The sequence below is a fragment of the Sphingopyxis sp. JAI128 genome (genome assembly GCF_014207235.1).
Taxonomy (GTDB): domain Bacteria; phylum Pseudomonadota; class Alphaproteobacteria; order Sphingomonadales; family Sphingomonadaceae; genus Sphingopyxis.
Genome location: NZ_JACHDA010000004.1, coordinates 98,594 through 116,551 on the forward strand (window position 1 = coordinate 98,594; position 17,958 = coordinate 116,551).

General features: G+C 64.2%; 10 protein-coding genes. 7 read left to right on the forward strand and 3 right to left on the reverse strand.

From position 1 onward, the window contains the following. The first annotated feature begins 141 nt into the window (after positions 1-141). Positions 142-3,252 (forward strand): TonB-dependent receptor domain-containing protein, encoded by a 3,111-nt coding sequence (locus tag HDC35_RS11265; protein ID WP_311770759.1) that lies wholly within the window; start codon positions 142-144, stop codon positions 3,250-3,252. A 126-nt stretch (positions 3,253-3,378) separates the two neighbouring features. After that, a complete protein-coding gene (locus tag HDC35_RS11270; RefSeq protein WP_184646761.1) occupies positions 3,379-5,382 on the forward strand; it encodes a tetratricopeptide repeat-containing sulfotransferase family protein in 2,004 nt (667 codons plus the stop codon). A gap of 21 nt (positions 5,383-5,403) precedes the next feature. Here the strand turns inward: HDC35_RS11270 and clpB are convergent, their stop codons facing one another. Next, positions 5,404-7,983 (reverse strand): ATP-dependent chaperone ClpB, encoded by a 2,580-nt coding sequence (gene clpB, locus HDC35_RS11275; RefSeq protein WP_184646763.1) that lies wholly within the window; start codon positions 7,981-7,983, stop codon positions 5,404-5,406. A gap of 164 nt (positions 7,984-8,147) precedes the next feature. After that, positions 8,148-9,716, reverse strand: coding sequence for a leucyl aminopeptidase (locus tag HDC35_RS11280; RefSeq protein ID WP_260397683.1), 1,569 nt, complete (start codon positions 9,714-9,716; stop codon positions 8,148-8,150). Positions 9,717-9,869: 153 nt separating this feature from the next. Here HDC35_RS11280 and HDC35_RS11285 point away from each other — a divergent pair, with 153 nt between their 5' ends. The 3 genes from HDC35_RS11285 (at position 9,870) to HDC35_RS11295 (ending at position 15,329) form a co-directional block, all read left to right on the forward strand. Further along, complete coding sequence (locus tag HDC35_RS11285) at positions 9,870-12,026, forward strand: acylase (RefSeq protein ID WP_184646767.1); 2,157 nt, start codon at positions 9,870-9,872, stop codon at positions 12,024-12,026. Between the two features lie 94 nt (positions 12,027-12,120). After that, positions 12,121-15,000 (forward strand): pitrilysin family protein, encoded by a 2,880-nt coding sequence (locus HDC35_RS11290; RefSeq protein WP_184646769.1) that lies wholly within the window; start codon positions 12,121-12,123, stop codon positions 14,998-15,000. Between the two features lie 26 nt (positions 15,001-15,026). Further along, positions 15,027-15,329 (forward strand): hypothetical protein, encoded by a 303-nt coding sequence (locus HDC35_RS11295; RefSeq protein ID WP_184646771.1) that lies wholly within the window; start codon positions 15,027-15,029, stop codon positions 15,327-15,329. Between the two features lie 110 nt (positions 15,330-15,439). Here the strand turns inward: HDC35_RS11295 and HDC35_RS11300 are convergent, their stop codons facing one another. Then, positions 15,440-16,153 (reverse strand): NAD-dependent deacylase, encoded by a 714-nt coding sequence (locus HDC35_RS11300; protein WP_184646773.1) that lies wholly within the window; start codon positions 16,151-16,153, stop codon positions 15,440-15,442. A 173-nt stretch (positions 16,154-16,326) separates the two neighbouring features. Between HDC35_RS11300 and dapB the strand changes: the two genes are divergently transcribed. Together dapB and nth are read left to right on the forward strand one after the other, a co-directional pair. Continuing rightward, positions 16,327-17,064 carry a 4-hydroxy-tetrahydrodipicolinate reductase gene (dapB, locus tag HDC35_RS11305; RefSeq protein ID WP_184646775.1) on the forward strand — a complete coding sequence of 246 codons (738 nt, stop codon included), beginning with the start codon at positions 16,327-16,329 and terminating at the stop codon, positions 17,062-17,064. Beyond that, positions 17,061-17,717, forward strand: a complete 657-nt coding sequence (gene nth / locus HDC35_RS11310) for an endonuclease III (protein WP_184646777.1) — start codon at positions 17,061-17,063, stop codon at positions 17,715-17,717. The genes dapB and nth overlap by 4 nt, the downstream gene beginning before the upstream one ends. Positions 17,718-17,958 lie beyond the last annotated feature (241 nt).

The following is a 17,958-nucleotide window of genomic DNA, read 5'->3' on the forward strand; positions in this document are numbered from 1 at the left end:
GAAACGACGGAAAGCGGCGGGAATTTCCTTTACTCCAGATGAACGAAGAGCCATCCCGCACGCTATCGGGGCATTTGCGCGCGCATTTTTCGCGCGTCGGGGGTCCGGGTAGTTCATCCATCAGTAGCAAGGGACTGCACTGTGAAGAAAACTCAACATTCCAAGCTGAAGCTCGGCGTTGCGCCACTCGTCATGAGCGTCGCCCTGGTTTCGGCTCCTGCCTTCGCGCAGGACGCGCCGGCGGCCGAGGAAGGCGACGCTCCCATTGTCGTCACCGGTACGCGCATCCCGCAGCCCAATCTGGAATCGGTCAGCCCGGTCACTGTTGTCAGCGGCGAAGATATCAAGCTGCAAGGTACGACCAAGATCGAGGATATGCTGAATTCGCTGCCTTCGGTTTTTGCCAGCCAGGCATCGACCCTGTCGAACGGCGCCGATGGCACGGCCTCGGTCGATCTTCGCGGCCTTGGAACCGCACGCACGCTCAGCCTGGTCAACGGCCGGCGCCTGATTCCCGGCGATCCGGGGCCGAGCAGCGGTTCGGCGGCTGACATCAACATCATTCCTTCGGCGATCCTGAAGCGCGTCGATGTGCTGACGGGCGGTGCCTCGTCGACCTATGGCGCCGACGCTGTGGCCGGCGTGGTCAACTTTATCGTTGATACGGAATTCACCGGCATTCGGGTCGATGGCCAGTACAGCTTTTTCCAGCACAACAATAACAACAAGCTGATGCCGCCGCTGCTCGATGCGCGCGCTGCAACAAGCGCCGGTTATGGCTATCCGCGCGGCAGCGTTGCCGATGGCGGCACGGTCGATGCCACCGTGATGATGGGCAGCGGCTTTGACGACGGTCGCGGTCATGCGATGGTTTATTTCGGCTATCGCAAGGCGAACCCGATCGTTCAGTCGAATCGCGACTATAGCGCGTGTACGCTGCAGAATACGCGTGCCGGTGCGAACCAGTGCGGTGGCTCGGCCACGTCGCCCGAAGGCAATGTGCTCGTTTTCGAAAACGGCACGTCGACCTTCTATACGTTTGAACCCAATGGTGGCTTCCGCAACGGAAACACGCTGTTCAACTTTGCGCCGACCAACTATTTCCAGCGCAGCGACGAACGCTATACCGCCGGCCTGTTCGCGAACTACGAGATCAATGACTCGATCAAACCCTATATGGAGTTCATGTTCATGGACGACCGCACGGTCGCCCAGATCGCTCCGTCGGGCAATTTCGGCAACACGCTGACCATCAACAGCGACAACCCGCTCATCTCGGATGCGCAGCGCGATATCATTTTTGCGCAGGAAAATCTGATCAACGGCTTTTTGGGAACCTTCCCGCTTGCCGGCGGCGCACCCTATAACCCGAACCCGGGCGCTGCACCGATCGATTTCGTCGATCCGACGACGGGCAACACCTATAACAAGGCCTATTTCCAGCTGCTGCGCCGCAATACCGAAGGCGGATCGCGCCGTTCGGACCTGCAGCACACCAGCTTCCGCGGTGTTCTCGGCGTCAAGGGCGATCTGAGCCCGGTATGGTCGTATGACGCCTATTATCAATATGGCCGCGTCAATTACAGCCAGGTCTATTCGAACGAGTTTTCCGCGGCACGCCTGACCCGGGCGCTCGACGTCGTGGCCGATCCCAACGGCGGCGCGCCGGTCTGTCGTTCCGTCCTCGACGGCTCGGATCCGACCTGTGTTCCCTATAATGTCTTCGCCGGGCTTGGCGGGGCCAGCCCCGAGGCCGTGGCTTATTTGAGCGCCACGGGTTTCCAAAAGGGTCAGACGTCTGAGCAGGTCGCTTCGGCATCGTTGACCGGCCAATTGGGCGAATATGGGTTCAAGTCGCCCTGGGCGGAAGACGGCATTGCGATCAACGTCGGCGTCGAATGGCGCCGTGAATCGCTCGAACTGCTCACCGACAATGCGTTCCAGACCGGCGATTTGACGGGTCAGGGCGGCGCGACGCTGCCGCTGTCGGGCAATTTCCGGGTCTATGACTTCTTTGCCGAGGCCAGTGTCCCGATCGTTCAGAACAGCTTCATTGACGATCTGTCGTTCAGCGGCGGATATCGTCATTCGTCGTACAAAACGAGCTCGGGCAACTCCTACAAGACCGATACCTACAAGCTGGCGCTCGAATTCGCTCCGGTGAGCGATATTCGTTTCCGCGGTGCATACAACCGGGCGGTCCGCGCACCGAATATCCAGGAACTGTTTGCAACGCCGACCGTGGCCCTGAACGGGTCGGGCGATCCGTGCGCAGGCATCACGATCACGGCAACCGATTATGGTTGTCTGGCGCAGGGCCTGGTCGTTGGTCAGCGGACGGCTGCAAACCCGGCGGGTCAGTATAACGGTTTCATTGGCGGCAATCAGGACCTGCAGCCCGAAACCGCGACGACCAAGACGCTGGGTGTCGTATTGCGCCCCAGCTTCCTGCCGCGCTTTAACCTGACGGTCGACTATTTCGACATCAAGGTGGCCGACGCCATTCGCGCCTTTGGACAGGATTCGACGCTGGCCGATTGCGTTGCCAACGCAACGGCAACCTTCACGCCGGATTCCTGCGACCTGGTCAATCGCGACGCAGCGGGTTCGCTTTGGTTGACCCCGGGCGGTTATGTGGTCGATCTGCCGAACAATGTCGGTTCGCTGCGGACCAAGGGTATCGAGATCAACAGCGCCTATTCGCATGAGCTTGGCGACTTCGGCACCTTGTCGCTCAGCTTTATCGGCACGTATCTCGATAAATATCTGGTCAATAATGGCCTGACCGAACCCTATGACTGCGCAGGCCTCTATGGCCCGACGTGCAGCGCGGGCGGGACGACGCAAAGCGGCGCGCCGTTGCCGAAATGGCGCCACAAGCTGCGTACGACGCTGAAAACGAACAGCGGTATCGGTCTGTCGGTGCAATGGCGTCAGGTCGGGAAGGTGAAGGCGGAAACGCTGTCGGACAATCCGTCGCTTGCCGGTGATTTCAATTTTGAACCGGGCCTGCGCGTCAAGGCACAGAATTATTTCGATCTGGCCGCGACGTTCGATGTCGGTGACAGCTTCATTTTCCGGCTGGGCGCCAACAATATCTTCGACAAGGAGCCGCCGCTGATCACCTCGGGCAGCGGCTCGCGTCCGGGCTCGAACCTCTGCCCGACCGGTCCGTGTAACGGCAACACCTATCCCGCGACCTGGGATTCGCTGGGCCGTTATTTCTATGCCGGCGCCACGCTGGAATTCTAAGCGCGGCTTGATGGTTTAAGTGGGGCGGCGGTTCTTCGGACCCGCCGCCCTTTCTTTTTAAGCAACCACTGCTAGCACCAGAAGGACGGTGCTCTGGCATGGGCGCCTTGTTCTGGAACGTCTCGAATGCCGATGCTCGATTCCCTCACCGCCGACACTCTCCGACAAGCAATGGTCATGTTGCAATCGGGGCAGGCAGAACCAGCGCGCGCGCTGGCTGCGGATGCGCTTCTGAAGGGTGGCGATCCCGTCGCGCTCAATGCATTCATCGGCATGCTTCTGGGACGAAATGGCGACCCTGCGGGTGCTGTGCGTCATTTGTTGGTCGCACATAAGGAGCGGCCGCAGGACCTGATTATCGCGTGCAACCTGATTTCCACCCAGATCGAGGCAGGCGACCTGCAAGGTGCCCTGGCGGTTGCAACGCGCGAGCGTGCCTTTTCCGATTCCACGGCGCGGGTCGCTCGATACCGCGGATATCTGGCGCAGACGTTGGGCCAGTTTGAGGCGGCGGCCGAAGCCTATGACTATGTGATCGGAAAATTCCCCGACGATTTTGAAAGCTGGAACAATCTGGGCAACGCCCGCCAGCTCCTAGGCGATGTCGATGGCGGCATCGCCGCGCTGGAACGGGCCGTCGCGCTCGACCCGACGGCGCCTCCAGCCAGGATCAATCTGGCATCCGCATTGACGGCGGGCGGACGCGACGAGGAGGCCGAACGGATTCTCAGGACGGCGGCGAGCGATTTTCCCGACGACGCGCGTGTGCTTTACGAATTATATGGGATTCTCAAACGCCGTCGGCGCGATGGCGAAGCGCTATCGCTTCTGGAGGATGCGGCGCGGCTTGATCCCGGAAACGCCGAGGTGCAGTTCAAGCTCGCGGTCGAATATGGCGCGGCGATGCGTATGGACGATGCCGAGCGTGCCTATTTGAACGCGGTCGACAGTGCCCCCCAAATGTCCGAGGCTTACCTGGGTCTCGCCATCCAGTTCGAGCATAGCAATCGCGAAGGCGATTTGGCGCCGTTGATCGAGCGGGGCGAGAAGCATGGACTGTCGCCCGCGACGCTTGCGTTCATGCGGGCGCTCGAGCATCGGCGCGCTGGACGTTTTTCCGAAGCACTCGATTGTTTGTCCGCCGTCCCGGAAACGATGGAACCCGAACGGACGACGCATATTCGCGCTACCCTGTTTGACCGCCTTGGCCGTTTTGACGAGGCTTTCGGCGCGTTCGAGGACACTGCCAGACTGCATCAGGCGGATCCACGCGATCCGCTTGCAAGGGCGGAGGAGTCGCGCGAAGAATTGACGCGGGAGGTCGCATTGCTGGTCCCGCAATGGATCGATGGCTGGCGGCCGGTTACCTTGGAACCGGACCGGCCGGACCCGGTATTTCTGGTTGGATTTCCGCGATCGGGCACCACCCTGCTCGATACGATCTTGATGGGGCATCCCGACACCACGGTGATGGAGGAAAAGCCTTATCTGAATGTGATCGACAGGGCACTGGGCGGCATTTCTGCGCTGCCCCGTTTGGACGCGGATGGAATTGCGCGCGCGCGCGCGCAATATTTCGCCGCGGTCGATGAAGGCGAACGGCCGGGCACAGCGCCTTTGCTGATCGATAAATCGCCGCTGTTTCTGCAGAAAGTCCCGTTGATCAAGCGTCTGTTTCCCGAGGCGCGTTTCATATTGGCCTTGCGCCATCCATGCGACGTGCTGCTGAGTTGCTTTATGAGCAACTTCCGCCTCAATTCGGCGATGGCAAATTTTCTGCGGCTAGAGGATGCCGCAGCCTATTATGATCTCACGTTTCAGCATTGGGAGCGTTCGAAGGCGCTTTTTCCTGTCCCGGTCCACACCATCGTCTATGAGCGGCTGATCGCGGACGTGGAGCAAGAGATCCGTCCGCTTTTCGATTTTCTCGAACTCGGTTGGGATGCCAAGGTTCTCGATCACCAGCGTACGGCCAAGGCGCGGGGTCTCATTACGACAGCCAGCTATTCGCAGGTCGCCGAACCCATTTACACGCGCGCTAGCGGACGCTGGATGCACTATCGAGACAAATTGGAACCGATCCTGCCGACTCTGGCGCCTTGGGTGGAGCATTTCGGCTACTCGCTCTAGCAACCTGGCGTTCCGGGCACGTTACACTGGCACAAGTTTCAGCGCGCCGTCGCCTTCGTCGACCCGGATCGTCGATCCGTCCCTCACATCGCCTTTCAGGATCAGGTCGGCGAGCGGGTCCTGCAGATATTTCTGCACCGCACGCTTCAGCGGCCTGGCGCCATAGACGGGATCGTAACCGACGCGGCCGAGCCACGCCCGCGCGGCGTCGGTCAGGTCGAGCGTCACCTTGCGGTCGGCGAGCAGTTTCTGGACGCGCGCGACCTGGATGTCCACGATCCCGGCCATATGCTGCTGCGCAAGGCGGTTGAAGAGCACGATCTCGTCGAGCCGGTTCAGGAACTCGGGCCGGAAATGCGCGCGCACCACTTCCATCACCGCAGGTTCGGCCTGTTCGACCGGCGCGTCGTCGGGCAGCGCGGCGATCGCCTGGCTACCGAGGTTCGACGTCAGGATGATCAGCGTGTTGGTGAAATCGACCGTGCGACCCTGTCCGTCGGTCAGGCGCCCGTCGTCGAGCACCTGGAGCAGGATGTTGAACACGTCGGCGTGGGCTTTCTCGACCTCGTCGAACAGCACGACCTGATAGGGCCGTCGGCGCACCGCTTCGGTGAGCGTGCCGCCCTCTTCATAACCGACATAGCCCGGAGGCGCGCCGACGAGCCGCGCGACGCTGTGCTTTTCCATGAATTCGGACATGTCGATGCGCACCATCGCATTGTCGTCGTCGAACAGGAAACGGGCGAGCGCCTTGGTGAGCTCGGTCTTGCCGACGCCCGTGGGGCCGAGGAAGAGGAACGAGCCCAAGGGCCGGTTCGGGTCCTGCAACCCGGCGCGGGCGCGGCGCACCGCGGTCGACACGGCGCGGACCGCTTCGTCCTGCCCGATGACGCGCTTTTCGAGCGTGCTTTCCATCGAAAGTAGTTTTTCGCGCTCGCCCGCCAGCATGCGATCGACAGGGATGCCGGTCCATTTGCTCACCACCGCCGCGATGTCGTCGGCGGTGACTTCTTCGCGCAGCATCGCGTTGCCCGCAGCGGCCTCGGCGTCGGCGAGCTGCTTTTCGAGGCCGGGAATCGTTCCGTAGGATAGTTCGCCCGCTTTCGCGAGATCGCCGGCGCGCTGCGCCTGGTCGAGCGCCGAACGCGCCGCGTCGAGTTCTTCCTTGATCTTTGCCTCGGCGTGGATCTTGTCCTTCTCGGCTTGCCACTTCTGGGTGAGGCCGGCCGATTGCTGCTCGAGATTTGCGAGTTCGGCCTGCAAGGCCTGAAGCCGGTCGTTCGACGCGGCGTCGCTTTCCTTGCCGAGCGCCGATTCCTCGATCTTCATCTGGATGATGCGGCGGTCGAGGCTCTCGATCTCCTCGGGCTTCGATTCGACCTCCATGCGGATGCGGCTCGCCGCCTCGTCCATCAGGTCGATCGCCTTGTCGGGCAGGAAACGGTCGGAGATATAACGGTTCGACAGGGTCGCCGCGGCGACGATCGCGCCGTCGGTGATCCGCACCCCATGGTGCAGCTCATATTTCTCCTTGATGCCGCGCAGGATCGAGATCGAATCCTCGACCGTCGGTTCGCCGACGAAGACGGGCTGGAAACGCCGCTGGAGCGCGGGGTCCTTTTCGACATGCTTGCGATATTCGTCGAGCGTCGTCGCGCCGATGCAATGGAGTTCGCCGCGCGCCAATGCGGGTTTGAGAAGGTTCGAGGCGTCCATCGCGCCTTCGGATTTGCCCGCGCCGACCAGCGTGTGCATCTCGTCGATGAACAGGATGATTTCGCCTTCGGCGGCCTTCACATCGTCGAGCACGCCCTTGAGCCGCTCCTCGAACTCGCCGCGATATTTGGCCCCCGCGATCAGCGCGCCCATGTCGAGCGCGAGCAGGCGGCGGTCCTTCAAACTGTCGGGCACATCGCCGTTGACGATGCGCAGTGCCAGGCCCTCGGCGATCGCGGTCTTGCCGACGCCGGGCTCGCCGATCAGCACCGGGTTGTTCTTGGTCCGGCGCGCGAGGATCTGAACGGTGCGGCGGATTTCCTCGTCGCGGCCGATCACGGGGTCGAGCTTGCCCTCGCGCGCGACGTCGGTGAGGTCGCGGGCGAATTTCTTGAGCGCTTCGTAGCGATCCTCGGCCGAGGCGGTGTCGGCGGTGCGGCCGCCGCGCAGCGCGTTGATCGCGGCGTTCAGCGCATCGGCCTTCACGCCGGCATCGGCAAGGACCTTGCCGACGGGCGTGCCGGTCGAAAGCACCATCGCGAGCAGCAGCCGTTCGACGGTGACATAGCCATCGCCCGCCTTGGTCGCGACCTGTTCGGCCTGATCGAGCAGGCGCACCGCATCATTGTCGAGCCCCGGCGTCGCCTGCGCGCCCGATCCCGAAACGGCGGGAACCTTGGCGAGCAGGGCGTCGATGCCTTGCACCGCGCGCGCTGCGTCGCCGCCGCTCTTCGCGATCAGCCCGGCGGCCATGCCTTCATTATCTTCGAGCAACGCCTTGGCGATATGCTCGGGACCGATTCGCTGATGGTTCAGGCGGATCGCGATCGTCTGCGCCGCCTGCAAAAAGCCCTTGGCGCGGTCGGTAAATTTTTCGAGGTTCATGCTGGATAAGCCCCTTTCTCACCCGGCAAGATAGTGTTGCCATTGTGCAACACAAGGGTTTCCCTCCCATTCCCGTTCGCATCGAGCGAAGTCGAGATGGCCCATAGGCCGTGCATGCCTTCGGGGGGTCTCGACTTCGCTCGACACGAGCGGGAGTACAGTGCCTAGTCCCCGCTCCGCGCGAACTGGTCGAGCAGCCGCACGCCAAAGCCGCTCATTCCCTTCGGTACCAGCGGGCTTGCCTTGTCGGCCTGGTTGACGCCCGCGATGTCGAGATGCGCCCAGGGGGTCGCCTCGTCGACGAAGAAGCCGATGAAATGCGCGCCCAGGCTGGCGCCCGGACCCTGGCCGGGGGCGATGTTGCGGATATCGGCGATGTCCGATTTCAGCTTTGCGGCGTAATTTTCGTGGAGCGGCATGCGCCACAATTCTTCGCCGCTGGCCGTCCCCGCCACGAGCAGCGCGCCGGCGAGCTTTTCGTCGCGGGCAAACAGGCCCGCATATTGATCGTCGAGCGCCCCGACGATCGACCCGGTGAGCGTCGCGATGTTGACGATCGCGCGCGGCTTGTAGGCCTGTGCGACATATTCATTCGCGTCGGCGAGGACGAGGCGGCCTTCGGCGTCCGAATTGAGCATTTCGATCGTCTTGCCCGACATCGTGCGTGTGATGTCGCCGGGGCGCTGGGCATTGCCGTCGGGCATATTCTCGGCGAGCGCCGCGACCGCGACGACATGGACGGGCGCGCGCGATCTGGCGAGCGACAGCGCGGCGCCGACGACCGATGCTGCGCCCGACATGTCGCCCTTCATGTCCCACATGCCCGCGCCGGGTTTCAGCGAGATGCCGCCCGAGTCGAAGGTGATGCCCTTGCCGACGAAGGCGACCGGCGCATCGGGCGCGCCCGCGCCGCGATAGCGCACCGCGAGCAGGCGTGAGCCGCGCGGGCTGCCCTGTCCGACCCCGACGAGCGTGCCCATGCCGAGCCTCCGCATCGCAGCTTCGTCGAGAACCTCGATGCTGACCCCGGGCGTGCCGGCAAAGGCTTCGCGGACGCGCGCGACGAAGCTTTCGGGATAGATGACATTCGCGGGTTCGTTCGCGAGGTCGCGTGACAGGCGCACCCCGTCGGCAAGCGGTTTCCAGCGGTTTGCGAAGGCGGCCTCGGCGACCGACGGATCGGCGCCGACGAGCGTCACCGCGCCGGTGGGCGGCGCCTTTTTGTCGACGGTCTTGTAGCGGTCGAAGCGATATTGGCCGAGCGCGAAGCCATAAGCGACGTCGGCGGCCGCGCGGTCGCCAAAGGCGCCCGCGATCGTCACCGGCTGCGGCTCGCTTTTGAGTTCCTGCGCCGCCTTGCCGCCGGCTTCGGCCAGCGCGAGCGACGAGGGCGTCGGCCCCGCACCGACAAGCAGGATGCGTGGATGCGCGCCGATACCGCGCAGCGACAGCGTCGACCCCGTCTTGCCGTCGAAGTCCGCACTCGCAATCGCCGCGGTTACCGCCTGACGTTCGGCGGCGCTCAGCGCGACGCCGTCGAGCGGGGGCAGCGTCGCATCGGCCATGACGATCACCAGCGCCGCGCCGGCGGGGGCGTTGGCGGCAAAAGCGATCGCCCGCTCGGCGCTGTTTGCGGCGCTTGCCGGGACGACGCCCGATCCCGTTACCGCCTGCGCCATCGCCGCGGGGGCGAGCGCGAGCGACAGGCAGGCGGAAAGGAGCAGGCTTTTCATGCGCATGGTTCGATCTTCCCCGTTGTTCAACAACCTGCGTCTTGCATAACCGGGCCCATCCCGACCGCAAATCCGGCTCGACGAACGACAGTCGCTTGCCATCGGACGACATGGCCGTCACAAGTCGCGCGAAAGAGCATTAGAGGACCAGAGATGCTGCGACGGATTTTGCTGGGTTTCCTGGTGCTGCTGGTCATGACCGCAGCCTCGCTCGCACTCTGGGAACCGATGACCGCCGAGGCGCCGGCCGCGCCGAATTTCAAGCCGGCGGATGTTCGTATCGCGCGCGACAAGTTCGGCGTGCCGCACATCTTTGGCAAGACCGACGCCGATGTCGCTTATGGCGTCGCCTACGCCCACGCCGAGGATGATTTTTCGACGCTGCAGGAAGTGCTGGCGATGACGCGCGGGCGCGCGGGGGCCATGCTGGGACAGGACGGGGCGAAGATCGATTATGCCGCGGCGCTGCTCGATGCCCGGGCGACGACAAAGCGCGATTGGCCGCGGCTGCCCGACGATGTGAAGCAGCTGTTCACGGCCTATGCCGCGGGGCTCAACCATTATGCCGACAAGCATCCCGACGAAGTGCGGCTGTCGGGGCTGTTTCCCGTCACGGGCGAGGATGTCGTTGCGGGCTTCGTATTGCGGTCGCCCTTTTTCTTCGGGCTCGATTCGGTTCTGGGCTCGCTGGTCGAGGACAAGCCGATCGGGCGCGAGGGCGGTCCCGCGCTCGACGCGACAGGCAAGCTCGTGCCGCGCGAGTTGACGCCGGTCGGCCGCGACCCGGCTGACAATGGCTCCAATGCGATGGCGGTCGCGCCGGCGCGATCGACCGACGGCGCGACGCGGCTCGTTTCCAATTCGCATCAGCCGTGGACCGGCGGCGTCGCCTGGTACGAACTCGTCGTCCATTCGGAGGAAGGCTGGGATTTCGCGGGCGCGAATTTCCCCGGCTCGCCCTATCCCTTCCTCGGCCATAATAAATATCTCGGCTGGACCAACACGGTGAACCGGCCCGACCTGATCGATGTCTATCGGTTGACCCTCGACGACAGCGGCGAGAATTACCGCTTCGACGGCGCGTGGCGTCCGCTCGAGAAAAGGCGCATCTGGCTGAAGGTCAGGGTCGGCCCGTTCGTGCTGCCGATCCCGCGCACCATTTACCGCTCGGTCCACGGGCCGGTGGTGAAGAATGACAAGGGCGCCTTCGCGATCCGTTACGCGGGGATCGACCAGGCGAACATGGTCACCCAATATTACCGCCTCAACAAGGCCAGGGATTTCGCCGAATGGCGCGCGGCGATGGCGGGGCAGGGCGTGCCCGCGACCAATTTCATCTATGCCGATGCCAAGGGCAATATCGGGCTCTTCTACAATGCGATGTTCCCCGACCGGCCGGCGGGATATAATTGGCGCGGCGTGCTACCCGGCGACACGTCGGCGGACCTGTGGACAAAGACGCTGCCGTTCGACCGCGTGCCAGCGCTGGTCAACCCGCGCTCGGGCTATGTCATGAACGCGAACAACACGCCGTGGGTCGCGGCGGGGCCGGGCGACGAACTCGACGCCGCCGCCTTCTCGCCGCTGCTCGGGATCGAGGACGACATGACCAACCGCGCGACGCGGCTGATCACCTTGTTCGAGGCGTCGGGGCAGATCGACGAGGCACGGCTGAAGGCGATCAAATATGACACCGCCTATGCGAAGACCGGCTATGCGAAGCATTGGATGGACCGGCTGCTCGCGCTCGATACCAGCGACGATCCGGCGCTGGCGCGGGCGCAGGCGTTGCTGCGCCAGTGGGATTGGGACCTCGACGGCCGGGGTAAGGGCGACGCGCTGGCGCTGATGGTGCTGCGCCCGGCGAACGGCCGTCATTACCAGCGCCGCGCCGCGCCCGATCCGCGCGTCGTGCTGAAGGAAACGGTCGCGCATCTGCAAGACTATTTCGGCGGGCTGGATCCCAAACTCGGGACCGTGCTTCGGTTGCGGCACGGGGAGGGTGCAAATCGCGTCGACCTGCCGCTCGACGGCGGCAACGACACCGTGCGCGCATCGACCTTGTGGGACGCGGAACCCGATGGGCGGCTGAAGGTCCGGCACGGCGACAGCTTCATCATGTTCGTGACGTGGGACCGGGCGGGGCGCGTGCGTTCCGAATCGATCCAGCCGTTCGGCGCCGCGACGACGCGCCCGGACAGCCCGCATTACAACGATCAGGCGCCGCTGTTCGTGGCGCACAAGCTGAAGCCCGTGCTGTTCGACCCGGCGGCGCTGAAGGCGAGCGGCGCGCGATTCTATCGGCCTTGAAAGCCGCGAATTGCTGTCCTAGACAATTGATACAGTGCCGTGCGGCACCCGGCCGACAGCAGGCCCGTCTTGCGCTCCTGCAAAGAGGATTTTCATGCCCCGTTTTCATCGTTTCGCCCTGGCCCTCGCGGTCACCACCTCGCTCGTTGCCGCGGGCCCCGCGCTGGCCAAGGCGAAAGCCGCTGACCCCGCGCCGATCTCCGAACTCGTGAAGGCGGTCGACATCCCCTATCAGAGCTTCACGCTCGACAATGGCTTGCGCGTGATCGTGCACGAGGACCGCAAGGCGCCGGTCGTCGCGGTATCGGTGTGGTACCGCGTCGGATCGAAGCATGAGCCCAAGGGCAAGACGGGCTTTGCGCATCTGTTCGAACATCTGATGTTCAACGGGTCCGAAAACGCGCCGGGCGATTTCTTCGAGCCGTTGCAGCAGGTCGGCGCGACCGACAGCAACGGGACGACCAACGTCGATCGCACCAACTATTTCGAAACGGTGCCGACCGGTGCGCTCGACCGCGCGCTGTTCCTCGAAAGCGACCGCATGGGGCATTTGCTGGGGGCGGTGACGCAGGAAAAGCTCGATAACCAGCGCGGCGTCGTCCAGAATGAGAAGCGGCAGGGCGACAATAACCCCTATGGCCTGTTGCGGTACGAGATTTTCGAAAATCTCTTTCCGACCGGCCATCCCTATCACCACAGCACGATCGGATCGATGGCCGACCTCGACGCCGCGAGCCTCGACGATGTGAAGAAATGGTTCACCGACAATTATGGCCCGAACAATGCGGTGCTCGTGCTGGCTGGCGACGTCGATGTCGCCACGGCCAAGGCGAAGGTGCAGGAATGGTTCGGCGATATTCCCCGCGGCCCCGCGGTCGCGATGCCCGCAACGCCAGTGCCGACGCTGCCCGCGCCGCTGGCCAAAGAGGTCAAGGACCAGATTCCGACGACGCGCATCTATCGCATGTGGGCGATCCCGGGGCTGAACGATCCCGAGGCGGTGCCGCTCCAGATGGCCATGGGCGTGCTAGGCGGTCTGTCGTCGTCGCGCCTCGACAATGCGCTGGTTCGCCGCGACCCGGTCGCCGTCAGCGTTTCGGCCTTTGCCCAACCGTTCGAGGATGCGGGCATCCTGCTGGTCCAGGCCGACGTCAAGGACGGGGTCGACCCCGCGCATGTCGGCAAGCGCCTCGATGAGGAAATCGCGAGCTTCCTCGCGAGCGGCCCGACCGCCGACGAATTGCAGCGGACCGCCGCGAGCTATCTGGCCGGCACGATTTCGGGGCTCGAATCGGTCGGCGGGTTCGGCGGCAAGGCGGTGACGCTGGCCGAGGGCGCGCTCTATTCGAACGATCCCGCTTATTACAAGGTCGAGCTCGACCGGATGGCAAAGGCCACCCCCGAACAGGTGAAGGCGGTCGCGCAGAAGTGGCTGTCGCGTCCCGCTTTCTCGCTGACCTACACGCCCGGCGAGCGCACCGAGGGGGGCGAGAATCGCGGCGGCGCGGTGAAGGACGGCAAGGTCGCCGCGGCGATCCAGCCCGATCGTTACTGGAATCCCGACCTTGGCGACACCGGCCCGGCCATCAGCGGCGCGACTTCCTTTGCCGACCGCTCGACGCTGCCGGCCGTCGCCGACCTCACCGCGCTCGATTTCCCCGCGATCGAACGAACGAAGCTGAGGAATGGTGTCGAGGTCGTCTTCGCGCGCCGCTCGGCGGTGCCCACGGTGAATGTCGCGGTCAGCTTCGATGCGGGTTATGCCGCCGATCCGCACAGCGCTTTGGGCACGCAATCGCTGATGCTCAGCCTGATGGACGAGGGGACGACAAGCCTCGATTCGATCGCCTTTGCCGAAGCGAAGGAGCGGCTCGGCGCGCAGATCGACGCGAGCGCCAATGCCGACGAAACGGTGTTCAGCCTGTTCGCGCTGAAGCCCAATCTTGGCGCTTCGCTCGGCCTGCTCGCCGACTATATCCGCAACCCCGCCTTCGACGGCAAGGAACTGGAGCGCGTCCGCGCGCAGCAACTCAACCGGCTGAAAGCCGAACGCAGCAATCCCAATGCGCTGGCATCGCGCGTCCTGTTGCCCGTGCTCTACGGCGCCGAGCACCCCTATGGCATCCCGCCGTCGGGTCTTGGCAATGAAGCGGCGGTGAAAGCGGCAACGCGCGACGATCTCGCGGCATTCCATGCGACGTGGATCCGCCCCGACAATGCGCGGATCTTCGTCGTCGGCGACACCACGCTGGCCGAAGTGAAGAAGCAGCTCGACGCCACGCTCGGCCAGTGGAAGGCGCCCGCCACCGCGAAGCCGGTCAAGCATTTCGAAATCGCGATCCCGGCGCCGAGCCCGCGCATCCTGCTCGTCGACCGGCCGAAATCGCCGCAGTCGGTGATCCTCGCCGGCCGCGTCCTCGACGCGAAGGGCGGCGACAGTCTCGAGGCGCTGCGCACCGCCAACGATATTTTCGGTGGCAATTTCCTGTCGCGTTTCAACATGAACCTGCGCGAGACCAAGGGCTGGTCCTATGGCGTGCGCACGCGCATTTCGAGCGACAAGGACCGCATCGCATGGGTCGCCGCCGCGCCGGTCCAGGCCGATCGCACCGGCGATTCGATCAAGGAACTGCAGAGCGAACTGACGGCCTTTCTCGGCACCAAGGGAGTCACCGCCCAGGAACGCGAATGGAGCACCAATGGCAGCATTCGTGAATTGCCCGGCAGCTTCGAAACGTCGGGGGACGTCCTGAGCGGGGTGCGGAACATCGTGAAATTCGGCCGGCCCGACAATTATTATGAGTCGCTGCCGGCGACCTACGAAGGGATGACTCTCGCCCAGATCGACGCGGCTGCTCGCAAGATGCTCAGCACCGACGACCTCGTCTATGTCGTGGTCGGCGACGCCGCGGTGGTGAAACCGCAGCTTGACGGATTGGGTCTGCCCGTGGAAACGGTGTCTCCCGCTAACTAACATCAGTTTCAGTAAGGAGAGCCGCAATGTCTCAAGTCGATGGCAGCTATGATTGCGTCACCAAGTCGCCGATGGGCGACCAGAAATCGGTTTTCACCGTCAAGAGCGACGGCGGCAGCTTCACCGGCCAGAACGCCGGCGCGATGGGGTCGCTCGACGTCGAAAATGGCAAGGTCGACGGCAACAAGCTGACCTGGACCATGAACATGAAGGTGCCGATGCCGATGACGCTCGAATGCGAAGCGACGATCGACGGCGACGCGCTGACCGGCACGATCAAGGCCGGTGCGTTCGGTTCGATGGCGATGACCGGCACGCGCCAGGGCTGACGCCTGCCCACTGCAAAAAGAAGGGGCCGTCCGATCGGGCGGCCCTTTTTGTGTCCAGCGTGCGGGCGGAGGAACCGCCGTCGCGGGGACGACGGCTGCTGTCGGCGTCTTTACCCGCCGTAGCGGGCCAAAACCTCTTCCACCCACCCCGGCACCAATTCGGTCGCCGGGCCGTGGCGCGCCTCGTCGAACCAGTGGCTGCCCTGGCTCGGTTCCATGTTGAGTTCGAGCGTGCGTGCGCCCGCCGCGCGCGCTTCGCGCACGAAACCTGCGGCGGGATAAACCGCGCCCGATGTGCCGATCGACACGAACAGGTCGGCACGGTTCAGCGCGGAATAAATCTCTTCCATCCGGTACGGCATTTCGCCGAACCAGACGATGTCGGGGCGCAGCGCACCCGCGGCGCCGCAACCGGGACAGGCGGGACGGCCCAGCAAAGGGCCCCTCCACGGCATGCGATGGTCGCATCGGGTGCACCAGGCGTTCAGATGCTCGCCGTGCATGTGGATCAGCCGCTTCGCGCCCGCGCGTTCGTGCAGGTCGTCGACATTTTGCGTGACGATCAGCAACTCGCCCGGCCATTCTGCATCGAGCCGGGCGAGCGCGTCGTGCGCGGCGTTCGGCGCCTTGGTCTGGATCGCCGCGCGCCGCATGTCGTAGAATCGCAGGACGAGGTCGGGGTCGCGGGCAAAGGCTTCGGGCGTCGCGACATCCTCGACGCGGTGCTGTTCCCACAGGCCGCCGGCGTCGCGAAACGTATCGATCCCGCTTTCGGCCGAAACGCCTGCGCCGGTCAGGATGACGATATTCGGGATAGGGTCCATAGCTCCCTGTAACCGTTCGCGTCGAGCCCTTCGACCGTCTTTTGCAGGCGCTCGGGATAAACGGCGCCCTTGGGATGAAGTCGAGATTCAGTCGGTCCGGGCCTGGATCGCGGGGTGTCTCGACTTCGCGCGACACCAGCGGCTAAAGGGAGTGGCAATATAGGGGACGCATCATGACCAGCATCGGCATTATCGGCAGCGCAGGACGGATGGGCGTCGCGCTGGCCGCCGCGATATCGGAGGCGGGGCAACGCAGCTGCGGCATCGACAAGGGAGGCAATGTCGTGCGGCTGGCATCGGACGCCGATGTGCTCGTCGATTTTTCTTCGCCCGCCGCGCTCGAAGCGACGCTCGACGCATGCGTCGCGGCGCGGACGCCGATCGTCATCGGAACCACCGGACTCGAGGAACGCCATCATTATCTGATCGACGATGCCGCCAGAGACATCGCGGTGCTCCAGACCGGCAACACGTCGCTCGGCGTGACGCTGCTCGCGCACCTTGTCCGCGAGGCGGCGGCGCGGCTCGACTCCGAATGGGATATCGAAATCCTCGAAATGCACCATGGCCGCAAGATCGACGCGCCCAGCGGCACCGCGCTGCTGCTTGGGCAGGCGGCGGCCGAGGGCCGGGCGATCGATCTCGCAACCTGTTCGGAACGCGGCCGCGACGGCCTCACCGGCGCACGCGGCCATGGCAAGATCGGTTTCGCAAGCCTGCGCGGCGGCACCGTCGCGGGCGACCATGACGTCATTTTCGCGGGCCCCGAAGAGATGATCACCCTTTCGCACCGCGCCGAAAACCGCATGATCTTTGCGCGCGGCGCGGTGCGCGCGGCGCTGTGGCTCATTGGCCAAAAGCCCGATCGCTATACGATGCCGCAGGTGCTGGGACTGTCCTCCGCGCAATGAAAAAGGCCGATATCTTCGAATTCTACCGCCGTCTTGCCGAGTTGAACCCGAGCCCCGAAACCGAGCTCGAATATGGCAATGTCTATCAACTGCTCGTCGCGGTGGTGCTGTCGGCGCAGGCGACCGACGTCGGGGTGAACAAGGCAACGCGGACGCTGTTCCAGGACGTGAAAACGCCGCAGCAAATGATCGACCTCGGCGAGCAAGGGCTCAAGCAGCATATCAAGACGATCGGCCTGTTCAACGCGAAGGCAAAAAACGTCATCGCGCTCAGCGAAATCCTCGTGCGCGATTATGGCGGCGAGGTTCCCGCCGACCGCGACGCGCTGGTCGAACTTCCCGGCGTCGGGCGAAAAACCGCCAATGTCGTGATGAATTGCGCCTTTGGGGCGGAAACTTTCGCGGTGGACACGCATATCTTCCGCGTTGGCAATCGCACCGGCCTTGCGCCCGGCAAGACGGTGCTGGCGGTCGAAAAGAAGCTGGACAAGGAAACCCCCGCACCCTTCCGCGTCGGCGCGCACCACTGGCTGATCCTCCACGGCCGCTATATCTGCAAGGCGCGTACGCCCGAATGCTGGCGCTGTCCGGTCGACGACCTCTGCCGGTACAGGCCTAAGACACCCGCGCCGAAAGCGAACAAGGCGGCGTGACGGGACGGACGGCTGTAGGGTAGGGGCGGAAATTGCCGCCTTCGGTTGTCGCGCGCCGATCCCGCAATCCGCTTGGCCGGCGGCTGCGCGGCATTCCAAAGGTCAGGAAAGGTCAGCCTTGTGCAGCCCCCATTTGTCGTACCCGGCTGACTTGCCGCGCGCGGTTCGTGCGCGCATCCATAAACCGGGAAACGCGTGCCTTTGCCGACATGGAGAAAGAGCCGGGACGAAAGCTGGCACG